Below are 26,404 nucleotides of genomic sequence, written 5' to 3' on the forward strand. Positions count from 1 at the left end.
GGGTCACGGGGCCGTAATTCCGGGCGGCCTTTTTAGGGCATCGAGAGGCGTTCGTGGCCCTTTCTCCATGCTTCCGTTACCGCAGATAACGGGGCCTTTGCAGCCCGTCGAAGCGGGCGGGAACGCGGGCACAACAAAAGCGAGGCGCCAGCCTCCCCAGTGGGGAGCCGGCGCCTCGCGTGGCTTTGCTCTGTCGGCTGCCTGGCTATGAAGGCTGCCTGGCTGCAAAGCGGGACATGCTAGGAGGGCTGTCTCTTAGCCTTCGCAGTCGTGGCAGTACTTCATGCCGTTCTTTTCTTTGGCCACCTGGGACCGGTGGCGGACCAGGAAGCAGGAGCCACAGGTGAACTCGTCGGACTGCTCGGGAACGACGATGACCGTCAGTTCCTCGTTGGAAAGGTCGGCGCCCGGAAGGTCGATTCCCTCGGCGGTGTCATTCTCGTCGACGTCGATAACGGCGGTCTGGGCACCGCCGCCGCGGGACGCCTGGAGTGCCTCCAGCGATTCGGAGGGAGACTCTTCTTCTGTCTTGCGTGGGGCGTCGTAATCGGTAGCCATAGCGTTGTTCACTTTCGTTGCTGCACAGCGCCATTCAGGCACCTCAGTGAAGCAGTTTAGGTCATTAAGCGGCAACGTCAAGAATAGTGTGGGCAACGCGACACTAATGGGTCTTTTCCGCCGTTCCGCGGCGTTGGCGGCGGCATTTACGCCGGTCCTTGGGGGCGCGGTCTGGCGGGCCGCCGTCGTCGGTCTTAGCCTTGATCTGTTCCTGCATCTGACCATCCTGGATCTAACCACCCAGCAGCGGAGGGCACATGGCTACGAAACTGAACCGCAAGGCACTGGACCACGCGCGCAGCCTCATTAAGAAGGGGAAGGTGCAGAAGGACGTCCGTGACGACTGGAGCGAACATGCTCCCTCGGCCGACGACGAGAATTCCTTCATCGACAAACACGGCTTCGATGAGTTCTCGAAGTGGCACCTCGGGATTGACAGCGAGAAATCAGAGGGCACGAAAGGCAGCGTGAGCTTTCCTTTCGGGGACCTCAAGAAGGTCCACCGCTGCGCCATTATTTCGCTGGAGAGCAGGGCGGCACAGTATGACCATGACGATATCCGCAAGGCCGCCAAGGACCTGCTGGAGGAGATCGACGCCGACTAGCGGCGTGGCTGCCGACGTCCCGGCGGCCTGCACGAAGGAAACCCCTCCGTTCCGGCGAGGAGCCGGAACGGAGGGGTTTGCGGCCCTGAAGCTCAGCCGTAAGGGTTCAGCCGGTCAGTGCCTCAGCCGCCCGGGGGTCCCTGAAATAGACGTTGCCGGTGACGGCGAAGTCGTATTCGTCCTGCGAGTGGACCAGCCGGCGGGTGCCCACCTCGTCAGTCACCCAGATGATGTGGCCGTCTTCGGTGCGGTCATCGATGACGCCGCCCCAAAGATCCAGTCCCTGGCGGCTGAAAGTAATGACGTCCCCCTGGGCGAGCGACAACCACTTCGCCGTGCGGCTGCTATTCAACCTGCATCTTCCCTTCCAGTTGTACGCGGGTCTGGTTTCAGCCGCGGTTGTACATGACGTGCTTGGTGCGGGAGAAGTCCTCCAGGGCATAGATGGAGAGGTCGCGGCCGTAGCCGGAGCCCTTGAAGCCGCCCCAGGGCACTTCGTTGGCGATGACCAGGTGCGAGTTGACCCAGACGGTGCCGAAGTCGAGCCGGCGGGGCACGGACAGCGAACGGGCGGAGTTGGTGGTCCACACCGACGCGGCGAGCCCGTAGACGGTTTCGTTGGACCGGGTGATGGCCTCCTCGTCGGTGCTGAAGGTTTCCACCGACACCACCGGGCCGAAGATCTCGTTGCTCGTGATGGGAGCGCCGGCGGGCACATCGGTCACGACGGTGGGCTCGACGAAGTAGCCCGGCCCCTCCAGGGCGTTGCCGCCGACGGCGATGGTCAGCCCGTCCTTGCGGATGTCCTCCAGCGCCGCCAGGACCCGCTCGTAGTGGGCCTTGGAGATCATGGAACCGATCTCGACGTCGTCACCCGCACCGGGGGCGCCGACCGAAATCTCGCTCACCTCACGGACCAGCAGCTCGGTGAACTTCTCGGCGACGGACTCGTGGACCAGGACACGGCACGCTGCGCCGCACTCCTGGCCGCCGTTCCAGAACCCCGCGGAGCGCACGCCCTTGGCGGCGGCTTCCAGGTCGGCATCCTCGAACACGACGACGGGTGCCTTGCCGCCCAGTTCCAGGTGGACGCGCTTGACCGTGGCGGCCGCGCTTTCGGCGACCTTCTGGCCGCTGCCGACGCTTCCGGTGATGGCGACGAGGTCCACGTCCGGGTGCTCCGAAATCCGGTTGCCCACCACCCGGCCCGAGCCGGTGACGATGTTCAGGACACCGGCGGGAACCTCGGCGGCGATGAGTTCTGCCAGCTTGAGCGTGGTCAGCGGCGTCTGCTCCGACGGCTTGAGCACCAGGGTGTTGCCGGCGGCCAGGATCGGGGCGATCTTCCACGCAGCCATCAGCAGCGGGTAGTTCCACGGGGTGATCACGCCGACGACGCCGACGGGCTCGCGGAAGACCACGGAGGTGTGGTTCTCTGCGTAGTCGTCCGCGCCGAGCGTGGTGAAGGCCCGGGCGGCGCCGGCCGAGAACCGGAACGTGTCGACCGCGCTCGAGATGTCGTCCTCGGCCACGGCCGCGGGCTTGCCGGTGTTGACGGCTTCCAGGGTTTCGAGCAGTTCGCGGTTGTCCTCGATGATGTCGGCGATGCGCAGCAGGACCGCGGACCTGTCCTTGGGGGTCTTCGCTGCCCAGTCGGCCTTGGCCGCCACGGCTGCGGCGACGGCCGCGTCGACGTCCTCAACGGAGCCGGAGGGAACCTGCATGATGGTTTCCTCGGTGGCCGGATTCACCACATCGGCGGTGGCGTCCGAAACCGGGGCGACGAACTTTCCGCCGATGAACTGGCCGAAAGGCGGCAGGGACGGCGTGGGTGCGTCTCCGGCCCTGCGGACGGTGAACGAGGATGTTTCTGTCGTGGTCATGATTTTTCCTTCAGTCCTTTCTTAGCTAAGCGATGTGCCTACTTGACGGCGGCGGGCGACTTTTCGGTCTCGTGTTCCCAGAACTCGGCTCCTTCGATGCCCAGGGCTTTGGGATCGAAGACGGGGTTCAGGCCCAGCTTCCGCTGGTGTTCGTAGTCGCGGTAGATCTTCCGGACCAGCGGGAACAGGAAGGCCAGGCAGATGAGGTTGACCCAGGCGATCAGGCCGAGCCCGATGTCTCCGGCCGCCCAGACCAGCTTCGCGTTCACCACGGATCCGAAGAACACGATGGCCATGGTGCCGACCTTGAGGAGGGTCTTCCAGCCGTGCCCGCTCTTCCCGTCCAGCAGGTAGAGGAGGTTGGAGTTGGCAACGTAGAAGTAGGCCAGCAGGCAGGTGAAGCCGAAGAGCAGCACGGCGACTGCAACGAACCCGGCTCCCCAGCCCGGGACCAGCGTGTCGATGGCTTCCTGGACCCAGTTGGCGCCGACCGGCACGCCCGGCATGTTGTTGATGATGAAGCCGCCTGAACCGTCCGAGACGTTGTACTTGCCGGAAACCACCATCATGAGGCCGGTGGCCATGCAGATCAGCAGCACGTCGATGTAGATGCTGAAGGTCTGGACCAGGCCCTGCTTTCCGGGGTGTGAGGTCCGTGCTGCCGCAGCCGCGAACGTTGCTTCACCAAGACCGTTGGAGGAGGCGAACACTGCCCGGCGTACGCCCCAGGCGACGGCGGCACCGGCGATGCCGCCGAGGACCGGGTGGATGCCCACTGCGGACTGGAAGATCAGCGCCACAGCGGCCGGAACACTGCCGATGTTGATGCCGATGACGGCGAGCGCCAGGACCAGGTAGCCGATGGCGAGCACCGGGACCAGCGCCTGGGTGACCTTCACCAGGCGGGTGGTGCCGCCAAAGATGACCAGCGCGATCAGCACCGTGACGAGCACGGCGGGGATCCAGCTGTCCAGGCCGAAGGCCAGTTTGGCGCTGGCGGCGATGGTGTTGACCTGGAGGCCGGGGAAGACGAACCCGTACCCGATCACACCCAGGACTGCGACGAGCGCGCCCACCTTGGGCAGCTTCAGGCCGTACTTGATGTAGTACGGCATGCCGCCGATGTCCTCGTTGGCATTGCGGCGGTCCTCGTCCTGGACCTGGCGCTTGAACGTCTGCGACAGGGCGGCCTCCGCGTAGCCGACGGTGCATCCGACGAGGCCGGTGACGGCCATCCAGACGAGGGCGCCCGGGCCGCCGGCACTGACGGCGGTGGCAACACCGGCGATGCTGCCGACGCCGACCCGGCTGGCCAGCGCCAGCACGAGGGCCTGGAAGGAGGACAGGCCTCCCTCGCCGCCTTCGCTGTCCCTCAACTGCCGGAGCATGTCGGGGATTCTCCTGAACTGCACGCCCTTGGTGGCAACCGAGTAGGCGACGCCGAGCCCCAGCACGACGTAGGCCATGGGCGCCCAGATCGCGTCGGAAATGCCGGACAGGAGCTCCGCGAAGTCACCCATCCCTTATCCCACCGTCTGCTTGAGCGAGGAAAGGGCCTGCTCAATGCGTGCGAGGTCCTCGGCGTTGAGATCGGCGGTGGGGCGACGGGGCGAGCCGGCAGGCAGGCCCTGCAGGGTCAGGCCGGCCTTGACGGCCGGGATGAACGGCACGGAGAGGAGCGCGTCAATGACCGGGTACACGCCATTCCACAGTTCCAGGGCTCCCGCCAGGTCGCCTTCGGCAATCAGGCGGCTGACGGCGACGATCTCGTTGGGGACCACGTTGGCGGTGCCGGCCATGACGCCTGCTGCGCCTTCCACCAGTGCGCTGTAGAGGTAGACGTCCCAGCCGATGAAGGTCCCGATGACGTCCGAGTGGTGGTGGATCAGCTGCAGTGCCTGTTCCCAGTTGGCGCTGGAGTCCTTGATGTACTTGATGTTGTCCACTTCTTCGGCGAGCGCGCGGACGGTGGCGGGGTCCAGGTTCACGCCGGTGACTGCCGGGATGTTGTAGAGCATGACCGGGATGCTGACGGAGCGGGCGACGTCCTTGATGTACGAAACCGTTTCCTCCAGGGACAGCGGCTCGTAGTACGGCGTGATGAGCATGAGCACGTCCGCGCCGGCCTTCTCGGCGGCCTGGGACAGACGAATGGCTTCGTCGGTGGAGGTGGCGCCCGTGTTGGCGATGACCGGGACGCGGCCGTTCGCCTGTTCGATGACGGTGTTGATGAGCAGCAGCCGCTCCTCGGAGGAGAGGGCACCGACCTCACCCGTGGAACCGGCTGCGACGACGCCGTCGACGCCGGCCTCGATGGAGCGGTCAACGATGCGGCGCAGGGTGTCGACGTCGATGGCGCCATCCTGGGCGAAGGGGGTGGACAGGGCGGTCAGGACACCGCGGAGGTCGTTGGACATGAGATTCCTCTTCTTAAGTACGGGGTTTAGGTACGGGTGAAAAACGGGGGTTGGTTCGCGCGACGGCCGCTGTCAGGCGACGATCGAGAGGCCGGACTGCGGCGGGGCCTGGCGGTGCGTGGCCAGCAGGCTGGCGGCCTCCTGCGCTGCCGAGAACCCTGTGGTGATGGAGCTTTCGGTGTAGAGGGTTCCGAGGTAGTCGCCGGCCAGGAACACCCGGTCGGTGCCCCGCATGAGGGTGGACTGGATCTTGGCCCGGCCCGGGAAGCAGTAGGGGGAAGCAACCTTCCAGCGGTCGGTCTTGGCTTCGACGACGCTGTCGGCGAACCCGTGGCCGAGGACCTGGTCGAGGTCGGTGAGGTGGGTCTTGATGACTTCCTCGTCGCTCTTGTCCAGCAGGGCCTTTCCGAGGCTGGCCGGCGAGAACGTCATGAAGCTGCCGCCGGGCTTCCGCACGGACTCGGTGCCGCGGACGATGCTTGCCTGGTTCAGGGCGATCGCAAACGAGCGCTTCGGCGCCGCGATGGCGTAGATGTCGTCCCAGGGCCGTGCCGAGGTCTCGTTGGTCAGGAACGCCGTGCTGACGTGCGGGCCGTACTTGATCTGGCTGAGCGCGCCGCGCAGTTCCTCCGGAAGGTCCACGCCGATCCGGTGCGACACGTCGGCGGTGGTCGCGAGGACAACAGTGCGGGCCTCCACCTCGTGGTCGACTCCGCCCTGGGTGTACCGGACAACGACGGAATCCTTCTTGTGCACGACTTCCTGCACGACGGCACCGAGCTGGATGCGGTTGCCGAGGGATGCTGCGACCGATTCGGTGAGGGTGGACGGGCCGCCGACGATGCCCTGGCTGAGGCCCTGGCCGATGCCCAGCACCAGGCTGAAATATCCGATGCCGGCGCCGGCGGAGATCTCGTCCATGTCACCGGCCGAGCGGGTGACGGTGGTCTTGAACAGCGCGGCTGCATCCTCTGACAGGTCTCCGATGAAGTCCTGGAACGAGCTGGTGTTCTCGAAGTCGTAGATGCGCTGCTGCCGCATGGCACCGGACTCCCCGGTGCGCTTCCGGACGACGCCCGTGTACTTGGCGACGCCGCTGACAACCTTCATGCCGGCCTTCAGCGTGTCGATGCGGGACGACAGGGACATCGGGATGCGGAACGGGTACGTGGCGATGTGCCCCTTGCGGATGAACTTGCCGTTCATGGACAGGGCCTGGAGCGAGCCCGGAATGTTCACGGCCGTCACTCCGACCTCGTTGAGCAGTGCGTCCGTGGAGGATCCTGCGCCGGCGAAAACGTGCCCGCCCCAGTTCAGCCAGTAGGCACCGCGGCGCTCCGAGCGGATCCGTCCGCCGACGCGGTGCTCCGACTCCAGAACAACAGTGTCCCAGTGCCGCAGCCGCCATGCTGCTGACAGGCCAGCGAGTCCAGCGCCGACGATGACTACATCTTTCATGATTTTGAACTTTCTTACTCAGGTATCCAGGGGGCCGGGGCTGCCGACTTCGGCTGCCGTCCGGCGGTGGGAAAGTATGTGGGTGGCAATGTGGGTCCTGGAGCGGGGTGTGCCCCTAGTCACAAATTAAAGATACATCATTGTATGATTAATGCAATAGCTTTTTTGCGGATGCGCGAAAGTGCTACGGAGGAGAAGACGGAATCACCGCCACCGCGGAACGTCCGCCGGCCTCACCAGAACGACGGCGGCCGGTCACCTCACAAGGTGACCGGGCCGCCGTCGTGCTCCCCTTAGCCCTCCCGAGTTTTTGTCCAGATAATGGCCGCTAAGCCGCCCGGAAGTCGCGATACGTGGACAAAAACTCCTCCCCTTGGGGCAGGATGTGACTCATGGCGATTGACGTGCGCGCGGTGCGCGAGCAGACCCGCGGGGTCCTCAACGTGGCCCACCTGAACAACGCGGGAAGCGCGCTCGTCCCCCGCCCCGTGGCGGAGACCGTGGTGGGGCATCTGCGACGCGAGGAGGCAATCGGCGGTTATGAAGCGGCGGAGGAGGCGGCCGGCCGGCTGCAGAACGTGTATTCCTCCGTGGCGCGGCTGATCGGCGCACGGCCGGAAGAGATCGCCCTTGCCGAGAGCGGCAGCCGGGCGTGGGCCGTGGCGATGCACAGCTTTCCGTTTGTCCCCGGCTCACGGCTGCTGATAGGCCGCTCGGAGTATTCAGGCAACGCCATGGCGCTGCGGCAACTTGCGCGCAGGAACGACCTGCAGATTGAGGTTCTCGACGACGATCCCTACGGGCAGGTCGATGTGGAACATCTTCAGCGGGAGCTTGAGCGCGGAAACGTGACCATGGTCGCGTTGACGCATGTGCCCATGGCGGACGGCCTGGTCAATCCGGCAGCGGAGGTGGGCCGGCGTTGCCGCGCCGCCGGGGTGCTGTTTGTGCTCGACGCGTGCCAGTCTGTGGGCCAGATGCCGTTGGACGTGGAGACCTTGGGCTGTGATGTGCTGGCCGGAACGGGTCGGAAGTTCCTCCGGGGCCCGCGCGGCACCGCGTTCCTGTATGTGCGCGCCTCGGTTCTGGAGCGGTTTGACCCGCTCGCCCTGGACGGGCTGTCTGCCTATTCCTCCGGCGCCGAGGGTTTTGAAATCCGCGGCGATGCCCGGCGTTTTGAGAGCTGGGAGGCCAGCATCGCCGGAAGGCTGGGCCTGGGCCGCGCCGTCGACTACGCCTTGGACCTGGGTCTGGAGGCTGTGCAGGAGCGCGTGGGCTCCCTGGCGGAGCAACTGCGGACCGAGCTGGCAGCGGTTCCGGCGGTTACCGTCCACGACCACGGCATCACCCGGTGCGGCATCGTGACGTTCTCCGTGAACGGACACGAGGCGGGGAACATCAGGGCACTGTTGGGCGAGCACCAAATAAATGTCTCGGTGGCTCCCCGGCCCTCAGGCGAGGTCCAGTCCATCCTCACCGGAAGCTCCCACGTGGCGGAAACGGTGGTCCGCGCCTCAGTGCACTACTACAACACCGAGAACGAGATCCTGCAGCTGGTGGAACTCCTCCCCCGGTGAGCAGGTCCGCTCCGCCGCATGGTGTCTGCGCAGCCGGACAGCCTAGACGGCTTCCGCGAGCGTCATGGCGTAGCGGTTCTGGCTGTCGGTCCACTGCCCTGCGATGGAGAAACCGGCCGATTCGAGCTCGCGCGCCACTCCCTCGAGCCGGAACTTCGCCGAAATCTCGGTGCGGAGTTCCTCGCCTTCGTCGAACCTGACCTCCAGGCCCACACCCGGCAGGCGCACGAGCATCGGCTTCGTCGCCCGCAGCCGCATTTCAATCCACTCTTCCTCGGGCATCCACACTGCGACATGATCAAACGCCATCACCTCGAAATCGGCACCCAGCTGGGCGTTGAGGACGCGGAGCACGTTCCGGTTGAACTCGGCGGTGACCCCCTCGGCGTCGGCGTATGCCGGAACCAGGATGTGCGGTGACTTCACCAGGTCCGTTCCGAGAAGCAGCGAACCGCCCTCTTCGCCGAGCAGCTCGCGGATCCCCACGAGAAAGCGCGCCCTGGCCGCCGGCTCAAAATTGCCGATGGTGCCGCCCAGAAACGCCACCATGCGGCGCCCGTTGTGCGGCAGCACGTGCAGCTGGGTTTCGAAGTCCGCTGCCACTGCCTCCAGCCGAAGGTCTGGGAAGGCGGGCGCCAGTTCGTTCCGCGCATCCAGCAGTGCGCTGTCGCTGACGTCCACCGCGACGTAGCGGCGAAGAGGCCCCGCCTTCCGCAGCGCATCCAGCAGCAGCGGGGTCTTCCTGGACGATCCGGAACCTAGTTCGATCAGCGTTTCCGCCGGGCTCGCGGCCGCCATCTCAGCGGCGAAAAGCTCCAGCACTTCACGTTCGGCCCGTGTCGGATAGTACTCCGGCAGGTCCGTGATGCGCTCGAACAATGCGCTGCCGAGTTTGTCATAGAACCACTTGGGCGGCAGCGTTTTGGGTGACGTGCCGAGCCCGGCACACACATCGGCGCGCAGGGTTCGCTCCAGGTGGTCCGGGGGCAGGTGGTGGACGATGTCGCTGCGGTCGGCGGAGAGGCTCATGTGGCTGCGTGCTCCTTCGTAAGAGTCGGAATGGGACAAACTTCGACGTGGCCGGGGGTGGCTGTCAGGAGGGAATTGTCCGGGACCTCCTGCCACCCTGGGCCCTCATCGGAAGGCTCGCTGGCGACGACCACGCCTCCCGGACCGGCCCGCCAAAAGAGGCTGTCCCCGGCGGCTGTGGCCGCGATGGCTGTTCCGTCGGTGAGCAGAAAGTTGAATCTTCCACCGGCAACTGAGGAGACAGCGCTGACCACCTGCATCAGAGCCTCTCCGGCGGAGGCGCCGGCGGCAAGCCGCTCCTGGACGAGGGCCCAGAGCAACGCCGAATCGACCTGCGCTTCCATGGCCAGCAGGCGTGCGGGCGGGAGCGAAGCAGCCAGTTCCTCCAGCGCATGCGGCCAGTCCTCCACCCGGCCGTTGTGGCTAAAGAGCCAGGGGCCGTGCGCGTACGGCGCTGCCGCTGACTCGTCCGGCGGCATCCCCGGCGTCGCCGACCTCACCGCTGCCAGTACCGCCGCACTGGAGGTGACCCGGGCGACGTCGGCAAAGGACCTGTCCGCCCAGATCGGGACGGAACGGCGGTAGCGGGCGGGCACGGGATCGCCCGGGGCGTACCATCCGACGCCGAAACCGTCGGCGTTGACAGTCCCGTACCGCTGGCGGCGCGGTGCCCACGACTGCGCCAAAAGTCCATGGTCGGGGACAAGCAGCAGCTCGGCCAGCGGCACCGGCGTCCCGATGTAGGCGAGATGGCGGCACATGGGCTAGCAATCCTCCGCCGGCGACGCGTCGCGCGCCGTGCGGAATCCGGTAAAGATCTGCCGGCGGATCGGGTAGTCCCAGTTCCGGAAGGTACCCCTGCAGGCGGCAGGATCCACGGCCCAGGACCCGCCCCGGAGCACCTTGTAGTCGGACCCGAAGAACACCTCGCTGTATTCCGGATAGGGGAATGCGCTGAATCCCGGATACGGGCCGAAGTCGCTGGACACCCATTCCCAGACGTCGCCGATAAGCTGCCGCACCCCCATCGGGGAGGCCCCCGCGGGAAAGGAACCGGCCGGGGCCGGCCGGAGGGCTGCCCCGCCAAGGTTGGCGTGATGTGGTGCAGGATCGTCGTCTCCCCAGGGATAGCGCCTCGACCGCCCTGACCGGGGATCGTAGCGCGCTGCTTTTTCCCATTCGGCTTCGGTCGGGAGCCGGCGCCCCGCCCAGCGTGCGTACGCGTCCGCTTCGAACCAGCTCACGTGCTGCACCGGCTCATCGTCCGGCACGCGTTCCACGACGCCGAATCTGGTCCGGCACCACCCGTCGCCGTCGCGTTCCCAGTACTTGGGAGCCACCAAGCCGGCCTCCACGCAATGCTTCCAGCCATCCTGGCTCCACCAGCGGGGGTTCCGGTAGCCGCCGTCCTCGATGAAGTGCCGGTACGCGCCGTTGGTCACCGGGACGGTATCGATCCAGTAGCCAGGCACCTCCACGGTATGTGCCGGCCGTTCATTGTCCAGCGCCCATGGTTCCACCGACGTCCCCATGGTGAATTCCCCTGCAGGGACCAGCACCTCCCTGGCCAAGGCATGCAGGTCCGAGGGGCGGCTGCCGGCGTCCAGGGGCCGGCCGTGGAGGACCGGCGCGCCGGTCCGGAGCTGGTGCGTGGCGAGCATCGTTTCGTCGTGCTGCTGCTCGTGCTGGATGATCATTCCGAACGCGAAGCCCCGGTGCACCAGCGGTGCGCCCTCGAGGGGCGTACGGTCCAGGATGTCGAGCGCCTTGTCCCGGACCTGGGCGATGTACCTGCGGGACTCCGCCGGTGAGAGCAGCGGCAGCGAGGGCCGGCTGCTGCGGGAGTGCTGGAACGCGTCGTACATCTCGTCGATATCGCACCGCAGCGGTTCCATTTTGCCCACATCGCGTACCAGCCAGATTTCCTCCTGGCTCCCTACATGAGCCAGGTCCCACACCAGCGGTGACATCAGCGGCGAGTGCTGCTTCAGAAGATCCTCGTCGTCGCAGTCGGTCAGCGCATGGGTGCGGTTCCGGGCACGTTCCAGCCCTTCGGCGATGAAGGTCCTGAGCGTTTCGGGGTCGGCAGGGGCCCCGGGCAGGTCATTTGGCATCGGCGAAAGCCTCCCTTGGCTCCGGTTCGGCAAACCAGTTGCCGGTTCGTTCCCACAGGTCCAGTCGCTCCTGGCCCGGGCACCGGCCCCTCGCCGTATTGCGCTCGACGAAGTCTTCGGCCAGGTTCCGGGTGGTGGCGTCCGCCCCCAGGCGCGGCAGCGCGTTGAGTGCCGCCTCGGCGCAAAGCCGGGCGGCCCCGGCAAGCCCCGGATTCGTCAACCCTTCGCGGGCGGCCGTCCGCATCGGGTCGGGCAGCGACGTCAGGGGTGCGCAGGCGTCTGCGGCGAGGTCGGCGGCGTGTTCGTCGTCCATGAGCGCGGCGACTATCGCAGCGACGGGCTCCCAGTCCTGGCCCGCCTGTGCATCGATCACGCGGAGTTCCAGAAATCCGCGTGGCCGGACGGGCGGGAAAAGCGTTGTGAGGTGGTATTGCAGATCGCCCAGTGTGGCAGGCCTGGGCCCTCGCCCGCCAAGCCAGTCCCGCATCGTCAGCCCCTGCGGCGGGTCCCAGCAGGGCCCCTGTGACGGGATGCAGAGGACCAGCGCGTCGAGCGCGTAGCGCGCCCACGCCCACCGGGGATCCGCCGAGCTTGGGACCGCTGCGGTCCGGGTCGGGTCAATGGCCAGCCAGGTGCGCTGGCGGTTGCTCTGCCATCCGTTGGGGACGCCGTGCAGGAAGGGCGAGTTGGCAAACATGGCGACGAGGACCGGCAGGAGATTGTGCAACCGTGCCCAGCGTTGCGCGGCGCCCGTGGATGCGGGACTATCGAATCCGGCTTCCAGGGAAATCTGAAGTGAAGCTGTGGAGCACATCATCGTGCGTCCGGCGGGACCGAAACCGTCAAAGTGCCGCTCCATCGCGGCGTACCGCGGATGCTCCAGTGACCGCACAGCCGGGCGTCCGGCATCCAGGGCGGCCGAACCGAAGAACAGGCCGGCATCCGAAAGCCGGGTCTCAACGGCCGCGAGGTCTTTCCGTGTGGCTTCGACGAGAGCGGCAAGACCGGGGGCGCAGGCGGAGCTCACCTCCAGCTGGCCGCCGGGTTCGAAGGTGATCACTCCCCCGCCGGGCAGCTCCTCCGCCGAGGCCGCCATGGCCTCACGAACACGCGCCACCGTAACGGGGGTCTGTGGATCAGCTGCGTCGTGGACCAGCCGCTCGACCTCCACGCCGGCAGCACCCGGCGGTCCGGTCTTGAAGCACACGGAGGCCACATACACTTCGGCGTCGGACTCGGATAGGGGGCGGATGTCGCGCCCGGCCTGCAAAGCGGAGGTCACGTGCCACTCCTTCGACGTCGGTGTCTTCTGGCGGCAAGCTAAACAGCCCCCTTCCAGCCTTGTCAACGGTTTATGCGGCCGCACAAAAGTGCTACGGAGGACCAAACGGGAGGCCCTGCCAGGCACGTCGGCTGAGCTCACCAGTACGACGCCGGCCGGTCACCTCACGAGGTGACCGGCCGGCGTCGTACTTCCCTTGGCCCTCTCCCGAGTTTTTGTCCAGATAATGGCCGCTAAACCGCCCGGAAGTCGCGATACGTGGACAAAAACTCCTCCCGAAGGCTGGTTCAATTCATATGGGCGGGCGCCGCCGTCGTTAGTGTGCGTACCCGGCGGCCGCTTCGGTGAGCGACTTGCCCTTGGTCTCCGGCGCGAGCCACTGGGACAGCGCGGCGCCGGCCAGGGCGACGAAGGCGGCGATCAGCATGGTGGGGCCGGGACCGAGGTTCTCCATCGACAGCGGCATCAGGAACGTTCCGATGCCCGCCCCGATCCGGCTGACGGCGGCCGCGAAGCCCGTACCGATGCCCCGGATCTCGGTGGGGAGAACCTCGCCCGGGTAGACGTTGGTCAGCGTGTTGTACCCGGCGTTGAAGAACGAGAAGACCAGGAACAGGACGAGCACCACCGGCGCCGGCGCTCCGGCCCACAGGCCGATGACGGCGAGGACGACGGCGCACAGCCACTGCGTGGGAACGGTCAGGACCCGGCGGCCGGCCTTGTCGATCAGCAGGAACGTGATGACCACACCGGCCAGGGCGACGGCGGAGAGTCCGACGCCGCCGGCCAGGCCGCCGGCGAGGCCGTACTGGTCCAGGACGCTGTCGGCGAAGGTGGCGATGGCGAAGTACGGCGTCACGGCGCAGAACCAGAAGCCTGAGATGAAGAGCGTGGAGCGCCAGTATTCCTTGGAGAACAGCATCCCGAAGCTGCCCTTGCGGACGTCCTCGTGCTGGACGTCGTCAAGCGCGTCCTCCGGCATGTACTTGTAGGCAAGGGCACGGGCTTCGTCCTTGCGGCCCACGCTCCAGAGCCAGCGGGGTGACTCCGGCATGCCGAGCCGTGCCAGGAACAGGGCGACTGCAATGAAGGTGCTCGTTCCCAGGATGAAGTGCCAGCTCAGGTTGGTAAATTCGGTGAGCAGATGGCCGATCAGGAACGCGATCATGAACCCGGCGTACCAGGCGATGCCCATGGCACCCATGAGCCGGCCCCGCAGGTGGGTGGGTGAGAACTCCGCCATCAGGGGCCAGCCCACGGCGTATTCGGTGCCGATGGCGATGCCCATCAGCAGCCGCACAACGAGCAGCCATGCCGGCGAGTCGATGAAGAACTGCATGCCCGACGCAACGGCGAACAGGGCGATGTCGAACATGAAGATCGGCTTGCGGCCCCACTTATCGGAGATCCAGCCGCCCACAGGCGAACCGACCAGGATGCCGATCAGCGCGGCTGCGGCGATGAGTCCCTGCCACAGCGCCGTGAGCTGCAGGTCCTTGGCCATCGTGCCGCTTACCGGGCCGATGATGCCGAGGACGTAGCCGTCCAGGAACATGCCGCCGATCAGGACCGTGACCATTCTGATGAGGAAGCGTCGCTTGCTGGCCGTCGTGGCCAGGCCACGTTGGGCTGTTGGATTCTTCATGGATGACATCGTCGTCACTCCTGCGTGTTGGGGAGGAAAGAGTGGATTTGGTTTTATTCTGCGGCGGGTTTGGCCGGCAGATGAGGGGCGCGGGGCTGGGCGCCTCGGCGAGTCGAGTGTGGCTCGAGTCACAACTTAAAGATACATCATTGTATGATTAATGCAATAGCTTTATTGCGGACGCGTCGACCGACCTGACCCACAACGACGCCGGCCGGCCACCCGCAATGGCCGGCCGGCGTCGTCCGTCCCTTAAATCTCTCGAGTTTTTGTCCAGATATTGGCCGCTAAGGCCCCCGGAAGTCGCGATACGTGGACGAAAACTCCTTCCGAAGATGCAGCGCCTCCCGGGGTAGGTCGGGTCTTAGTGCGAGTATCCTGCTGCCGCCTCGGTCAGGCTCAGGCCCTTGGTTTCCGGAGCCAGCCATTGGGACAGTCCCGCGCCGGCGAGTGCGACGACGGCGGCTATCAGCATGGTCGGGCCGGGGCCGAAGTTCTCCATCGATATCGGCATCAGGAAGATGCCGATTCCGGCACCGATGCGGCTAAAAGCGGCCGCGAAGCCGGTTCCGATCCCCCGGATCTCTGTCGGAAGGACCTCGCTCGGGTACACGCCCGTCAACGCGTTGTACATCGCGTTGAAGAACGAGAAGATCAGGAAGAGGATGAGCACGACGGGCGCAGGCGCGCCCGCCCACAGCCCGATGACCGCCAGCACGACGCCGCACAGCCATTGTGTGGGGACGGTCAGGATGCGGCGTCCGGCTTTGTCGATCAGCAGGAAGGTGATGATGACCCCGGCCAGGGCGAGGGCCGAGAGTCCGACGCCGCCGGCGAGCCCGCCCGCGAGGCCGTACTGGTTCAGGACGCTGTCGGCGAAGGTCGCGATGGCGAAGTACGGTGTCACGGCGCAGAACCAGAACCCGGAGATGAACAGCGTGGCCCGCCAGTACTGCCTGGAAAAGAGCATCCTGAAGCTGCCCTTCCGGACATCCTCGTGCTGCACATCGTCCAGCGCGTCCTCCGGCATGTACTTGTAGGCCAGGGCGCGGGCCTCGTCCTTGCGGCCAACGCTCCACAGCCAGCGTGGCGACTCCGGCAGGCCGATCCGCCCGAGGAACAGGGCCACCGCGATGAACGTGCTCGTTCCCAGGATGAAGTGCCAGCTCAGGTTCGTGTACTCGCTCAGCAGATGCCCGATGAGGAATGCCAGCATGAAACCGCCGTACCAGGCGATCTGCATTGCGCCCAGGAGGCGGCCCCGCAGATGGGTCGGTGAGAACTCACCCATCAGCGGCCACCCGACGGCATACTCGGCGCCGATCGCGATGCCCATCAGCAGCCGGACCACGATGAGCCAGACCGGTGAGTCGATGAAGAACTGCATGCCGGACGCGATGGCGAACAGGCCGACGTCGAACATGAAGATGGGCTTCCGGCCCCACTTGTCCGCCGCCCAGCCACCCAGAGGGGAGCCGACCAGGATCCCGATCAGGGCTGCCGCCGCGATCAGACCCTGCCAGACCGCGGTGAGCTGCAGGTCCTCGGTCATCCTGCCGGTCACCGGCCCCAGGATGCCGAGCACGTAGCCGTCAAGGAACATGCCGCCGACCAGCACGGTGACCATTCTGATCAGGAAGCGTCGTTTGCTTGCCGGTGAGGCCTCGTTCCGACGGGAAGTTGCATTGCGCATGTTTGGCACTGGTCACTCCTGACGGTTCGGGAAGGGAATAGCTCCGGTCCGTCTGCTTCTTTGGCGGTGTCCCCGGAGCATCCAGACCACGAGGACCCCCTTTCATGGTCCGGCAGGATGAAGCGTACGTCCATCACGAATGCCTCGAACCAAGCGGAGGTCCCGGCGCGTTACTTGGCGTTCGCGGGGCCGTGAATGGCCTCCCATGCCGGGGACGGCATGCCCGTCGGCTTGGAGCCGTCAGATGGTGAGCACCAGCTTGCCGGACACCTGCCCATCTTCCAGCAAGCGGAGCGCGTCCTTCGCCTCAGCTAGCGTAAAGGTCCGGTCGAGGGCCGGCGCTACTTTGCCGTCCTCGATGAGAGGGGTGAGTTCCTGGAGTTCGGCGGCACGGACCAGGCCGAGGAACGTGGTCAGCCGTTGGCGGATGAAGGGTGAGAGCGCCAGGGCGCCTAGCTGGCGGTGCAGGCCTCCGGTCAGTTTCCCGCCGCCCTCACCGCCGGTGATGACGGCCGTTCCGGTAGTCGTTAGGGCGCGGCGCAGGCGTCGGATCGGCGGGTTTCCCGCGATGTCCAGGATGAGGTCGTACGGGCCGGAGTCGGCGAAGTCCTCACGGGTGTAGTCGATGACATGGTCCGCGCCGAGGGTGCGGACAAACTCGACCTTGCCGGTACTGCAGACTCCGGTGACCTGCGCCCCGTAGGCCTTGGCCAGCTGGACCGCGTAGCTGCCCACGCCGCCGGACGCGCCGGTCACCAGCACCTTTTGCCCCTCCCTGAGTTTCCCGGCGCGCAGGCCCTGGAGTGCAGTGACAGCGGAGACCGGCACCGCCGCAGCCTGCTCGAAGGAGAGTGACTGGGGCTTCGCGGCCAGTTTGGCCTCGGACGAAACTGCGTATTCCGCGTAGGAACCACGGCCGCTGCCGTACACCGCGTCGCCGACGGCGAACTGTGTGACGCCGGGACCCACGGCCTCTACGGTTCCTGCGAGATCCAGGCCCTGAACCGGGTCCCTCGGCTTCCGGAAGCCAAACGCGAGACGGCCCAGGTACGGCAGGCCGGTCATCATGTGCCAGACCCCGCGGTCGACGCCGGCAGCCCTGACCCGGACGAGCACGTCGCCGCCTTTGACAACGGGACGGGGCACGCGCGCCAGGCGCAGCACCTCCGGCCCTCCGTAGGTGTCCCGAACGATAGCGCGCATGTCCTCCACGGTTTCGGTGCCCTGTTGTTCAGAGCGCTCCTGCGTTTTCATGACGTTCCCTTCTGTTCCTTGCAGGTGTTTTCGTACGCTGTACGAAAAGGGTATCGTACAGTGTACGGAAGTGGAAGACTTGGGAAGGGCGAATAATGAAGGACGCAGCCGCGGGCAACGGGGACCGGCCGGGGCTCAGCAGGGAGAAGGTCCTGCAGAAGGCTCTGGAGTTAGCGGACCGGGAGGGTATCGCCGCCCTGTCAATACGTTCTCTCGCCCAGAAGATGGGCACCAAGCCGATGACCCTGTACTACTACGTGGCCAACAAGGACGAGATCCTTGACGGCCTCGTGGACCTGGTTTTCACCGAAATCGAAACACCGGAGGCTGGAGGGGACTGGAAGGAACAGATGCATCGCAGGGCCCATTCGGCGCGCAAAGTGCTGCGGCGGCATCCCTGGGCGATCGGGCTTCTCGAATCCCGCAAAGCTCCCGGCCCGGCGACCCTCAAACACCACGAGGCAACGCTGGCGACATTGCGTGCAGCGGGCTTTACCGTGCAACAGACCGCCCGGGCCTACTCGCTGCTGGACAGCTACATCTACGGATTCGCCCTCCAGGAAGCCTCGCTGCCCCTAGCAGGAAGTGGACCGATGGCGGAGGTGGCCGGCCCCATAATGGAACGGTTCGCGACCGGGGAATACCCGCATATGGTGGAGATCGCCACGGAGGTGGTCATGCAGCCCGGCTACGACTACGGAAACGAATTCGCCTACGGGCTGGAGTTGATCCTCAACGCGTTAGAGCCGGCACCGGCTGGCTAGCGATGATGTTTGGCCGCATCGAACTAACACTGCAGGCCAAAGCCAAAAGAACGAGCCCCCTGTCGGATTCGAACCGACGACCCCCGCTTTACAAGAGCGGTGCTCTGGCCAACTGAGCTAAGGAGGCGTGCCCGTCAGGGCGGGCGCCGCTATGGCGCTAGATAAGGTTAGCCCAAGGACCGCCCGCCCGTAAAAACGGGCCCAAGGGTTTAACGGGCAGTGGCCCGGCCCCCGGAAAAATCCGGGGAGCCGGGCCACTGCCAGGAATGAACGCTTAGGCCTTGGCCTTGATGGCCGCGTCGACGAAGGCCGGGAACTCGGTCTGGGCGCTGTCGCCCTTGCCCCACTGCTTGCCGTCCACGAGGACCGTCGGTGTACCGGTCACACCGATGGCCGCGGCTTCCTGGGTGGTGTACTTGACCCACGGGCGGTAGGTCTTGTTCTCCACGCAGGAGTCGATGCTCTTGGCCCCGACGTCCTTGGCCAGCTTCTTCAGCTCGTCGTCGGAGAGGCCGGCGCTGCCTTCGGCCGGCTGCTTGTCGAAGAGCGCATTCACGAAGTCGGAGTACTTCTCAGGCGATTCGTTCACCACGCAGGCGGCGGCGTTGGCTGCGCGGGAGGAGTAGTTGGTGGTGGAGCGGCTGTCCAGGAAGCCCAGGGCCCGGTACTCCACGGTGATCTTGCCTTCGTCACGCAGCTTCGTCAGGGTCTCGTTGTACGTCGCCTCGAAGTTCTTGCAGACAGGGCAGATGAAGTCGATGTAAAGGACCACCTTCACCGGCTTGCCCTTTTCGGCCTCCGCGCCCGGCGCCGTGACGGTGGCCGGTGCCGAGGCTGCCGGCGACGGGATGTCCGCAACGTTCACATTCGCAGCGGGGGACTTTGCCACCTCGGTGCCCTTGAGCAGGGTGATGCCGCCGTGGACGTTGCCGTTGGCCGGGGTGGGGCCCTGGTCCGCCACCGGGGCGTTGTTCTTCAGGCTGGTGGTCACCACCAGCGCGACGACGGCGAGGATGGCCACGACGGCCACCACGATGCCCCAGCCAATGAGCAGTTTGTTCCGCTTGTCCTTTTTAAGCTGCGCCTCCCGGATTTCGCGGGCCTTCTCGCGGGCCTCGGCCGTGCGTTCTGCTTTGGACTTGCGGGGTTCGTTTGCGGGGCTCATTAGTTCCTCGTGTCGTACGGACAAGTGCGGGCCACCAGGGGCAACTCCCCCAGTTTAGGGGAGAACCCTGGAGCTTGCGCTTTCAAGTATTCGTTTCAGCCTGACCAACGGACGAATGGCCCCTAAGATTCCGGCCCGATAGGGTTGATGAGAGTCACAAGCAACCTTAGGGAGCCCCCATGCACGGAGCCGTAAGCGACAAATCCGACACAAAAACGGAAAGCTCGGCTGTGCCCGGCGGCAGCTCGGACGCCACGAACGGCCCCTCGAAGGACGCCACGAAGTACGACTTCATGGTGGTCTCCAACCGCTTGCCCGTTGACCGTTGCGCCCCGGGAGAGCCCGGCGATGACGGCTCCGGCTGGCGCCGCTCCCCCGGCGGCCTCGTCACTGCCCTCGCCCCCATGATGACCCGGACCGACGGCGCCTGGGTCGGCTGGCACGGTGCCGCCGATGAGACCGTCGAACCGTTCAGCCACGGCGGCATGGACCTCGTCCCGGTGCAGCTCAGCAGCGATGACGTTGAGTTGTATTACGAAGGTTTCTCCAATGCGACGCTGTGGCCCCTGTACCACGATGTCATCGCCCCGCCGGAGTTCCACAGAACCTGGTGGGACGCCTACCGCACGGTGAACAGAAGGTTCGCCGACGCCGTCGTACGCACTGCCGACGAGGGCGCAACCGTCTGGGTGCAGGACTACCAGCTTCAGCTGGTGCCGCGGATGCTGCGCCAGGCACGGCCGGACCTGAAGATCGGGTTCTTCAACCACATTCCCTTCCCGCCGCCGGAAATCTTCGCCCAGCTCCCCTGGCGCCAGGCCATCATCGACGGGCTGCTCGGCGCCGACCTGGTGGGCTTCCAGCGCAGCAGCGACGCCGGCAACTTCATGCGGTCGGCCCGGCGCTTCCTGGGCGCCAGCGTCAAGCAGCAGCAGGTCCACGTCAAGGACGCCGACGGCGATCTCACCCACATCGCCCGCGCCCAGGCCTTCCCCATCTCCATCGATGTCCAGCACATCACCGAACTGGCGCAGAAGCCGGAAATCATCGAACGCGCCCGACAGATCCGGCAGGACCTCGGCAACCCCAAGACCATCCTGCTCGGCGTGGACCGGCTGGACTACACCAAGGGCATCGGCCACCGCCTCAAGGCCTACGAGGAGCTCCTGAACGAGGGCAAACTCCAGGTGGGAGACGCGACGCTGATCCAGGTTGCCAGCCCCAGCCGCGAGCGCGTGGAGCAGTACCGGCTCCTGCGTGAAGAGGTTGAGGGCACCGTGGGCCACATCAACGGCACCTACGACACCATCGAGAACACGGCGGTCCGCTACCTGCACCACAGCTACCCGGTGGAGGAAATGGTGGCGCTCTACCTCGCGGCGGACGTCATGCTGGTCACCGCGCTCCGTGACGGCATGAACCTGGTCGCCAAAGAGTACGTCACAGCCCGCACCAACAACGACGGCGCCTTGGTGCTCAGCGAGTTCGCCGGTGCCGCAGACCAGCTCAAGCAGGCGCTGCTCATGAACCCGCACGACATCGACGGCCTCAAGGACGCCGTGATGCGGGCGGTCAGGATGGCCCCCAAGGAAGCCGCCCGCCGCATGCGCTCCATGCGCAAGCAGATCCTGGACCACGACGTCGACCACTGGTCAGCCGACTTCCTGAACGCCCTCAACGAAAAGGTAATCCGCGATGACTCCTGAGGCAGACCACACCGGCAGCACCCAACTGACCCTGGCCCCCGAACTGCTCGAGGCGCTGCGCCGCATCGCCGGCACGGACCACCTGCTGGTGGCCATGGACTTCGACGGCACCATCTCCCCCATCGTGGACCACGCCGGGGACGCGCGCCCGCTCCCCCGCTCGGCTGCCGCCTTCGCCGAACTGACCGCACTGCCGCGTACGACGACGGCACTCATCTCCGGGCGGGCACTGGACAGTCTGCGGGCGGTCGCCTCCCCGCCGGAGGAGACCCTGCTGATCGGAAGCCACGGCGCCGAGGCATGGCTGGGCCCGGGCTCGGCGCCGCTGACGCTCGACCCGGAGCAGCTGTCACTCCTCGAGGAAGTCCGGGGCATCCTGGCGGAGATCGCTGAACTGGCCCCCGGAACCGTCCTGGAGGAGAAGCCCGCCGGCGTCGTGCTCCACACGCGGCTGGCGGCGGACGACGTTGCCGAGGATGCAGTCGCGGCCGCCCGCTCAGCGCTGCAGGACCGCCCGGGTGTCTATCTCAAGAACGGCAAGCGCGTCCTGGAAACCTCCGTGGTGCACGCATCCAAGGGCGAGGGCGTCGACTTCCTCCGCCAGGCCACCGGAGCCACCGGGGTTCTGTTCGCCGGCGACGACACCACCGACGAGGACGCCCTGGCCCGCCTGGGGAAGGACGACGTCGGCGTGAAGGTGGGGCTCGACTTCACCCAGGCACAGTTCCGGGTGGAGGCACCGGTGCATATCGCCGAACTCCTCGAGGCACTGCTGCGGGAACGCCGGAAGGCCGTCACCGCCCCGTAGCCGCCCTGTGCGGCATCTCATATGTGACGCCCGTAACATTTTGTCCGATTCGCGATAAGTCTGACATACTCTTCTCTGTGATGTGGCGCACAGAACCGTGCGGCGTCACTGGATGCTCCTCGGCCCCGGCCGGGGAGTCATCATGTAGGGCACAACTGAATTACATGAACCATTCACTACGGATCGTCCGGCACGTACCTGCCGGTGAAGGGATTGATAACTGTGGCAACAGTTACTTTTGACAACGCTACGCGTCTGTACCCGGGCACTGAAAAGCCCGCTGTTGACAAGCTCAACATCGAAATCGCCGACGGCGAATTCCTGGTCCTCGTCGGACCCTCCGGTTGCGGTAAGTCCACCTCCCTGCGCATGCTCGCAGGCCTCGAGGACGTCAACGCCGGCCGGATCCTCATTGGCGACCGCGATGTCACCGACGTTCCACCGAAGGACCGCGACATCGCGATGGTATTCCAGAACTACGCGCTGTACCCGCACATGACCGTGGCGGACAACATGGGCTTCGCCCTCAAGATCGCCGGCGTCTCCAAGGAAGAACGTGCGGAGCGCGTCCGCGAAGCCGCAAAGCTCCTCGACCTTGAGCAGTACCTCGACCGCAAGCCGAAGGCACTCTCCGGCGGTCAGCGCCAGCGTGTTGCCATGGGACGCGCCATCGTGCGTAACCCGCAGGTCTTCCTCATGGACGAGCCGCTCTCCAACCTCGACGCCAAGCTCCGCGTCCAGACCCGTACCCAGATCGCTTCCCTCACCCGCCGCCTGGGCGTCACCACCGTGTACGTGACCCACGACCAGGTCGAGGCCATGACCATGGGCGACCGCGTTGCGGTGCTCAAGGACGGCCTGCTGATGCAGGTGGACACCCCGCGCAACCTATACGACCGCCCCAAGAACGTCTTCGTGGCCGGTTTCATCGGCTCCCCCGCCATGAACCTGCTGGAACTTCCCGTGGTCGACGGCGGTGTCCAGTTCGGCGGCACCGTTTACCCCGTGCCGCACGAGATCCTCGATGAGGCCCACGGCCGCACCGTTACGCTGGGCAGCCGCCCCGAAGACCTCGAGACCGCAGCCCAGGGCGAAGGCATCCAGGTTGAGGTGGACGTCGTCGAAGAGCTCGGTGCCGACGCTTACGTCTACGGCCACACCACGCTGGACGGCAAGACCCACGACATCGTGGCACGCGTCGACGGCCGCCGTCCTCCGATGAAGGGCGAGTCCATCTGGGTCCGTCCGCAGTCCGGCCACGTGCACCTGTTCGACACCAAGACCGGTGAGCGCCTGGGCGACTAATCCTCCCCACCGGCTCCGCTGGTTGAGCCTGTCGAAACCCAGCCAAAACCTTAGGCGGCGGTCCTCCCCAACCGGAGGGCCGCCGTCGGGCGTTAACCGCAGTCCCCTTTTAGGCACCCCCTGCAAAATACGGAAGAATTGACCCATGACCGAGGAACACAGCGCGCAGTGGCACGACGAACCCACCGACTACGGCCAGATCGGCAAGTTGCCGCGGTTCGAAGCGGCCAGCGCCAATGACGACAAGGCAGCCTCGGTCGCAAGCAACCTCAACATCACGGCCGCAGCCGCCGACCCCGAGCTCCTCGACCTGCCCTGGCACATCGCGCTCGAAGACTGGCCGGCGGAAAACCTGGCCGCGCTCCCCCGCGGTATCTCCCGGCACATCGTCCGGTTCGCGCACTTGGGCGGCTCCGTCATCGCCATCAAGGAAACATCCGAGCACGTGGCCCGCCACGAATACCACATGCTCCGCAAGCTCGCGCGGCTGGACGTGCCCTGTGTGGAGCCCGTCGCCGTCATCACCGGCCGCACCACTCCCGACGGCCGGCCCCTGAACCCGGTCCTCGTGACCCGGCACCTGAAGTTCTCCATGCCGTACCGCGCGCTCTTCTCGCAGATGCTGCGCAAGGACACGCTCACCAGGCTCATCGACGCCCAGGCGCTGCTGATGGTCCGGCTGCACCTCATCGGCTTCTACTGGGGCGACGTCTCGCTCTCCAACACCCTGTTCCGCCGCGACGCCGGCGCCTTCGCCGCCTACCTGGTGGACGCCGAAACCGGCGAACTCTACCCGGACCTTTCCACCGGCCAGCGCGAGTATGACCTGGAGATCGCCCGCGTCAACATCGCCGGCGAGCTCATGGACCTACTGGACGGCGGACTGATTGAGGAGAAGGTGGACCCCGTGGCCACCAGCGAACTCATCATGGAAAGCTACCGCCGCCTGTGGACGGAGCTGACCGCCAAGGAATCCTTCGAACTGGGTGAGCGCTGGCGCGTCGGCGCCCGCATCCGGCGTCTCAACGAGCTCGGCTTCGACGTCGAAGAGTATGCGATCAAGACCACCCAGAACGGCTCCACCATCCAGCTGCAGCCGAAGGTGGTCGACGCCGGCCACCACATGCGCCGCTTGCTGCGCCTGACCGGACTCGACGCCCAGGAAAACCAGGCCCGCCGCCTGCTCAACGACATGGACTCCTTCCGGGCCGACAACAACCCGGAGATGGACGAGGAATACAGCGCCCACCTGTGGGTCAGCCAGATCTTCGAGCCGATCGTCCGGTCCATCCCCCGCGACCTGTCCGGAAAGCTCGAACCCGCCGAAGCCGTGCACGAGGTGCTGGAGCACCGCTGGTACATGTCCGAAAAGCAGGAACGCCACATCCCGCTGGCCGAGGCCGTCCAGTCCTACATCGACTCCATCCTGCGCCACCGCCGCGACGAGGCAGCCATCATGCTGAACCCGGACACGGAGATGCTGAAGATCCTCGCTGTGGAAACCGAGGAGTCGCGGTACGGGGCCGATGAGACCGAAGACGAGTATCCCGACGCCGACGACTGAGTCCTGTCCACGGATCTAACGGTGTCTTAGATCGCTTTGCCGGGGTTCAGGATGCCGGCGGGATCGAAGAGGTCCTTGACCCGGCGCTGCAGTTCACGCAGCGGCTCGGGCTGTTCCAGGCCCAGCCAGCGCAGCTTGTACTGCCCCACGCCGTGCTCCCCGGTGATAGTCCCGCCCATCTCCAGTGCCGCGACGATGGACGCGTCCAACGCCGTGTTCAGGCGGCGCATCGCGCCGGCGTCCACCTCATCGTTGACACGGTCAATCCAGAAGGTCGGATGCAGGTTCCCGTCGCCTGCGTGGGCCACGACCTTCAGCTTCACATCGTGGGCCTCGGCCATCGCCTCCAGCGCCGCCACGTAGTCCACCAGCCGGGAGCGCGGCACGGCCACGTCCTCGCCCACGCGGTACTGGTCGTCCACCTCGACGCCCCTGCTGTTGCGGCGAAGTTCCACCAGCTGTTCCGCCTCCGCGCTGGCCTCGGTGGTCACCACGGCACCGCCGGCCGCCAGGACCTCCCGCACCACGTCGGCTTCCGCCGCCGCCCCGAAGCCGTCCGTCTGGACCAGGAGCAGCGAGGCCCCCCGGGCTGCGAGGTCCGAGCCGTGCAGCTCATCCAGCTGGGCCAGCGACCCGCCGTCGAGCAGTTCCATGATGGCCGGCTGCACCCGGGCCTTGCCGACGGCGAGCACACCTGCCGCCGCCTCCCGGAAGCCGGGGTAGAACGCGGCGATGGTGTGCACCTCGCGGGGCAGGTACTTCAGCCGGACGGTCGCACCGACCACGATGCCGAGCGTGCCCTCCGACCCCACGAACAGCCCAGTCAGGTCGTAGCCGGCCACGCCCTTGAAGGTCTGGTGTCCGGTGTGCAGCAGCGACCCGTCCGCGAGGACGACGTCCAGGGCCAGCACGGAATCCCGGGTCACGCCGTATTTGGCACACCGGAGGCCGCCGGCGTTGGTGGCCACGTTGCCGCCGATGGTGGACATCCGGAAGCTTGCCGGGTCCGGAGCAAACATGAGCCCGTGCGCCGCGGCGGCATCGTTCAGGTCGGCGTTGATAACGCCGGGTTCGACGACGGCGGTCTCGTCGTCCGCGTTAAGCTCCAGAATGCGGTTCATCCGTTCCAGGCCAAGGACAACACAGCCCTCACTGGCGTGGGCACCTCCGGAGACCCCCGTCCCGGCGCCGCGGGGCACCAGCGGCACGTTGCGGGCGGCGCAGGCCTTGACGGTGGCCTGGACGTCGTCGACAGACTCCGCGAGCACCACCGCGGCGGGCAGCCGGTAGTGCATCACAGGGGCCTGGTCGACGGCGTACACGGCGAGTGCAGCCTCGTTCCGGAGGATTTTCCCCGGCCCCAGGATTGATGTCAGTTCGTCGGCGATGCTGCCCATGGGTCTCCCGTTCAATCGCTTTGCTTCAGTTTAGATGTCGCCCGGGCCACACTTGCCTTGACGGCTTCCTTGCCGGAGATCGGCCTTCGGGTCGGTCTGGAAGCGTTTCCAACTTTGTGATGGGAATGACGTGACACCCCGCAGGCTTGACCCCAACTGTCAAGGGATTTGATGATGTAA

The 26,404-nt window shown here is 66.1% G+C and carries 22 protein-coding genes and 1 tRNA gene; 7 read left to right on the top strand and 16 right to left on the bottom strand.

Features of this window, described 5'->3' with window-relative positions; genetic code table 11:
* Positions 1-255 precede the first annotated feature (255 nt).
* Positions 256-558 carry a DUF4193 domain-containing protein gene (locus R5O87_RS09460; protein WP_076798765.1) on the bottom strand — a complete coding sequence of 101 codons (303 nt, stop codon included), beginning with the start codon at positions 556-558 and terminating at the stop codon, positions 256-258.
* Positions 559-815: 257 nt separating this feature from the next.
* Between R5O87_RS09460 and R5O87_RS09465 the strand changes: the two genes are divergently transcribed.
* Positions 816-1,163 (top strand): hypothetical protein, encoded by a 348-nt coding sequence (locus tag R5O87_RS09465; RefSeq protein ID WP_410555279.1) that lies wholly within the window; start codon positions 816-818, stop codon positions 1,161-1,163.
* Positions 1,164-1,269: 106 nt separating this feature from the next.
* Here R5O87_RS09465 and R5O87_RS09470 read toward each other — a convergent pair whose 3' ends face one another.
* The 5 genes from R5O87_RS09470 to R5O87_RS09490 all read right to left on the bottom strand — a co-directional run bounded on the left by R5O87_RS09470 (position 1,270) and on the right by R5O87_RS09490 (position 6,921).
* Complete coding sequence (locus R5O87_RS09470) at positions 1,270-1,515, bottom strand: hypothetical protein (protein ID WP_410555278.1); 246 nt, start codon at positions 1,513-1,515, stop codon at positions 1,270-1,272.
* A 37-nt stretch (positions 1,516-1,552) separates the two neighbouring features.
* Entirely contained in the window at positions 1,553-3,046 is a 1,494-nt protein-coding gene (locus R5O87_RS09475) for an aldehyde dehydrogenase family protein (protein ID WP_410555277.1), read from the bottom strand.
* A 38-nt stretch (positions 3,047-3,084) separates the two neighbouring features.
* The gene (locus tag R5O87_RS09480; RefSeq protein ID WP_410555276.1) at positions 3,085-4,566 is read right to left on the bottom strand and encodes an alanine/glycine:cation symporter family protein; all 1,482 of its coding nucleotides are present in this window, start codon (positions 4,564-4,566) and stop codon (positions 3,085-3,087) included.
* Positions 4,567-4,569: 3 nt separating this feature from the next.
* The gene (dapA, locus tag R5O87_RS09485; protein ID WP_410555275.1) at positions 4,570-5,463 is read right to left on the bottom strand and encodes a 4-hydroxy-tetrahydrodipicolinate synthase; all 894 of its coding nucleotides are present in this window, start codon (positions 5,461-5,463) and stop codon (positions 4,570-4,572) included.
* Positions 5,464-5,535: 72 nt separating this feature from the next.
* A complete protein-coding gene (locus tag R5O87_RS09490; protein ID WP_410555274.1) occupies positions 5,536-6,921 on the bottom strand; it encodes a protoporphyrinogen/coproporphyrinogen oxidase in 1,386 nt (461 codons plus the stop codon).
* A 392-nt stretch (positions 6,922-7,313) separates the two neighbouring features.
* Between R5O87_RS09490 and R5O87_RS09495 the strand changes: the two genes are divergently transcribed.
* Positions 7,314-8,498, top strand: coding sequence for an aminotransferase class V-fold PLP-dependent enzyme (locus R5O87_RS09495; protein WP_410555273.1), 1,185 nt, complete (start codon positions 7,314-7,316; stop codon positions 8,496-8,498).
* 42 nt (positions 8,499-8,540) lie between these two features.
* Here the strand turns inward: R5O87_RS09495 and egtD are convergent, their stop codons facing one another.
* The 7 genes from egtD to R5O87_RS09530 all read right to left on the bottom strand — a co-directional run bounded on the left by egtD (position 8,541) and on the right by R5O87_RS09530 (position 17,515).
* Positions 8,541-9,527, bottom strand: coding sequence for an L-histidine N(alpha)-methyltransferase (egtD, locus tag R5O87_RS09500; protein ID WP_410555272.1), 987 nt, complete (start codon positions 9,525-9,527; stop codon positions 8,541-8,543).
* Complete coding sequence (gene egtC / locus R5O87_RS09505) at positions 9,524-10,288, bottom strand: ergothioneine biosynthesis protein EgtC (RefSeq protein WP_410555271.1); 765 nt, start codon at positions 10,286-10,288, stop codon at positions 9,524-9,526. Before egtC ends, egtD begins: the two co-directional genes overlap by 4 nt.
* A gap of 3 nt (positions 10,289-10,291) precedes the next feature.
* A complete protein-coding gene (egtB, locus tag R5O87_RS09510) occupies positions 10,292-11,641 on the bottom strand; it encodes an ergothioneine biosynthesis protein EgtB (RefSeq protein WP_410555269.1) in 1,350 nt (449 codons plus the stop codon).
* Positions 11,631-12,923: an ergothioneine biosynthesis glutamate--cysteine ligase EgtA gene (gene egtA, locus R5O87_RS09515; protein WP_462836420.1), complete on the bottom strand. Its 1,293-nt coding sequence runs from the start codon at positions 12,921-12,923 to the stop codon at positions 11,631-11,633. The genes egtB and egtA overlap by 11 nt, the downstream gene beginning before the upstream one ends.
* A 316-nt stretch (positions 12,924-13,239) precedes the next feature.
* The gene (locus R5O87_RS09520; protein WP_410555267.1) at positions 13,240-14,568 is read right to left on the bottom strand and encodes an MFS transporter; all 1,329 of its coding nucleotides are present in this window, start codon (positions 14,566-14,568) and stop codon (positions 13,240-13,242) included.
* Between the two features lie 364 nt (positions 14,569-14,932).
* The gene (locus R5O87_RS09525; RefSeq protein ID WP_410555415.1) at positions 14,933-16,261 is read right to left on the bottom strand and encodes an MFS transporter; all 1,329 of its coding nucleotides are present in this window, start codon (positions 16,259-16,261) and stop codon (positions 14,933-14,935) included.
* Positions 16,262-16,501: 240 nt separating this feature from the next.
* Entirely contained in the window at positions 16,502-17,515 is a 1,014-nt protein-coding gene (locus R5O87_RS09530) for an NAD(P)-dependent alcohol dehydrogenase (protein ID WP_410555266.1), read from the bottom strand.
* A gap of 95 nt (positions 17,516-17,610) precedes the next feature.
* On the opposite strand from R5O87_RS09530, the gene R5O87_RS09535 reads away from it, so the two are divergent.
* Positions 17,611-18,279 (top strand): TetR/AcrR family transcriptional regulator, encoded by a 669-nt coding sequence (locus R5O87_RS09535; RefSeq protein WP_410555265.1) that lies wholly within the window; start codon positions 17,611-17,613, stop codon positions 18,277-18,279.
* 53 nt (positions 18,280-18,332) lie between these two features.
* Here R5O87_RS09535 and R5O87_RS09540 read toward each other — a convergent pair.
* Both R5O87_RS09540 and R5O87_RS09545 read right to left on the bottom strand, forming a co-directional pair.
* A tRNA-Thr gene (locus R5O87_RS09540) sits at positions 18,333-18,406 on the bottom strand.
* 147 nt (positions 18,407-18,553) lie between these two features.
* The gene (locus tag R5O87_RS09545; protein ID WP_410555264.1) at positions 18,554-19,444 is read right to left on the bottom strand and encodes a DsbA family protein; all 891 of its coding nucleotides are present in this window, start codon (positions 19,442-19,444) and stop codon (positions 18,554-18,556) included.
* Positions 19,445-19,623: 179 nt separating this feature from the next.
* Between R5O87_RS09545 and otsA the strand changes: the two genes are divergently transcribed.
* From otsA to R5O87_RS09565, 4 genes are all read left to right on the top strand, one after another.
* Positions 19,624-21,150, top strand: coding sequence for an alpha,alpha-trehalose-phosphate synthase (UDP-forming) (gene otsA, locus R5O87_RS09550; RefSeq protein ID WP_410555263.1), 1,527 nt, complete (start codon positions 19,624-19,626; stop codon positions 21,148-21,150).
* Complete coding sequence (gene otsB / locus R5O87_RS09555; protein ID WP_410555262.1) at positions 21,140-21,958, top strand: trehalose-phosphatase; 819 nt, start codon at positions 21,140-21,142, stop codon at positions 21,956-21,958. Before otsA ends, otsB begins: the two co-directional genes overlap by 11 nt.
* A gap of 222 nt (positions 21,959-22,180) precedes the next feature.
* A complete protein-coding gene (locus R5O87_RS09560; RefSeq protein WP_410555261.1) occupies positions 22,181-23,263 on the top strand; it encodes an ABC transporter ATP-binding protein in 1,083 nt (360 codons plus the stop codon).
* A gap of 145 nt (positions 23,264-23,408) precedes the next feature.
* Positions 23,409-24,827 carry a DUF4032 domain-containing protein gene (locus R5O87_RS09565; RefSeq protein ID WP_410555260.1) on the top strand — a complete coding sequence of 473 codons (1,419 nt, stop codon included), beginning with the start codon at positions 23,409-23,411 and terminating at the stop codon, positions 24,825-24,827.
* A 26-nt stretch (positions 24,828-24,853) separates the two neighbouring features.
* Here R5O87_RS09565 and R5O87_RS09570 read toward each other — a convergent pair whose 3' ends face one another.
* Positions 24,854-26,224: an FAD-binding oxidoreductase gene (locus tag R5O87_RS09570; RefSeq protein ID WP_410555259.1), complete on the bottom strand. Its 1,371-nt coding sequence runs from the start codon at positions 26,222-26,224 to the stop codon at positions 24,854-24,856.
* Positions 26,225-26,404: the final 180 nt, after the last annotated feature.

This window comes from Arthrobacter globiformis (genome assembly GCF_046536215.2).
Classification (GTDB): domain Bacteria; phylum Actinomycetota; class Actinomycetes; order Actinomycetales; family Micrococcaceae; genus Arthrobacter; species Arthrobacter globiformis_E.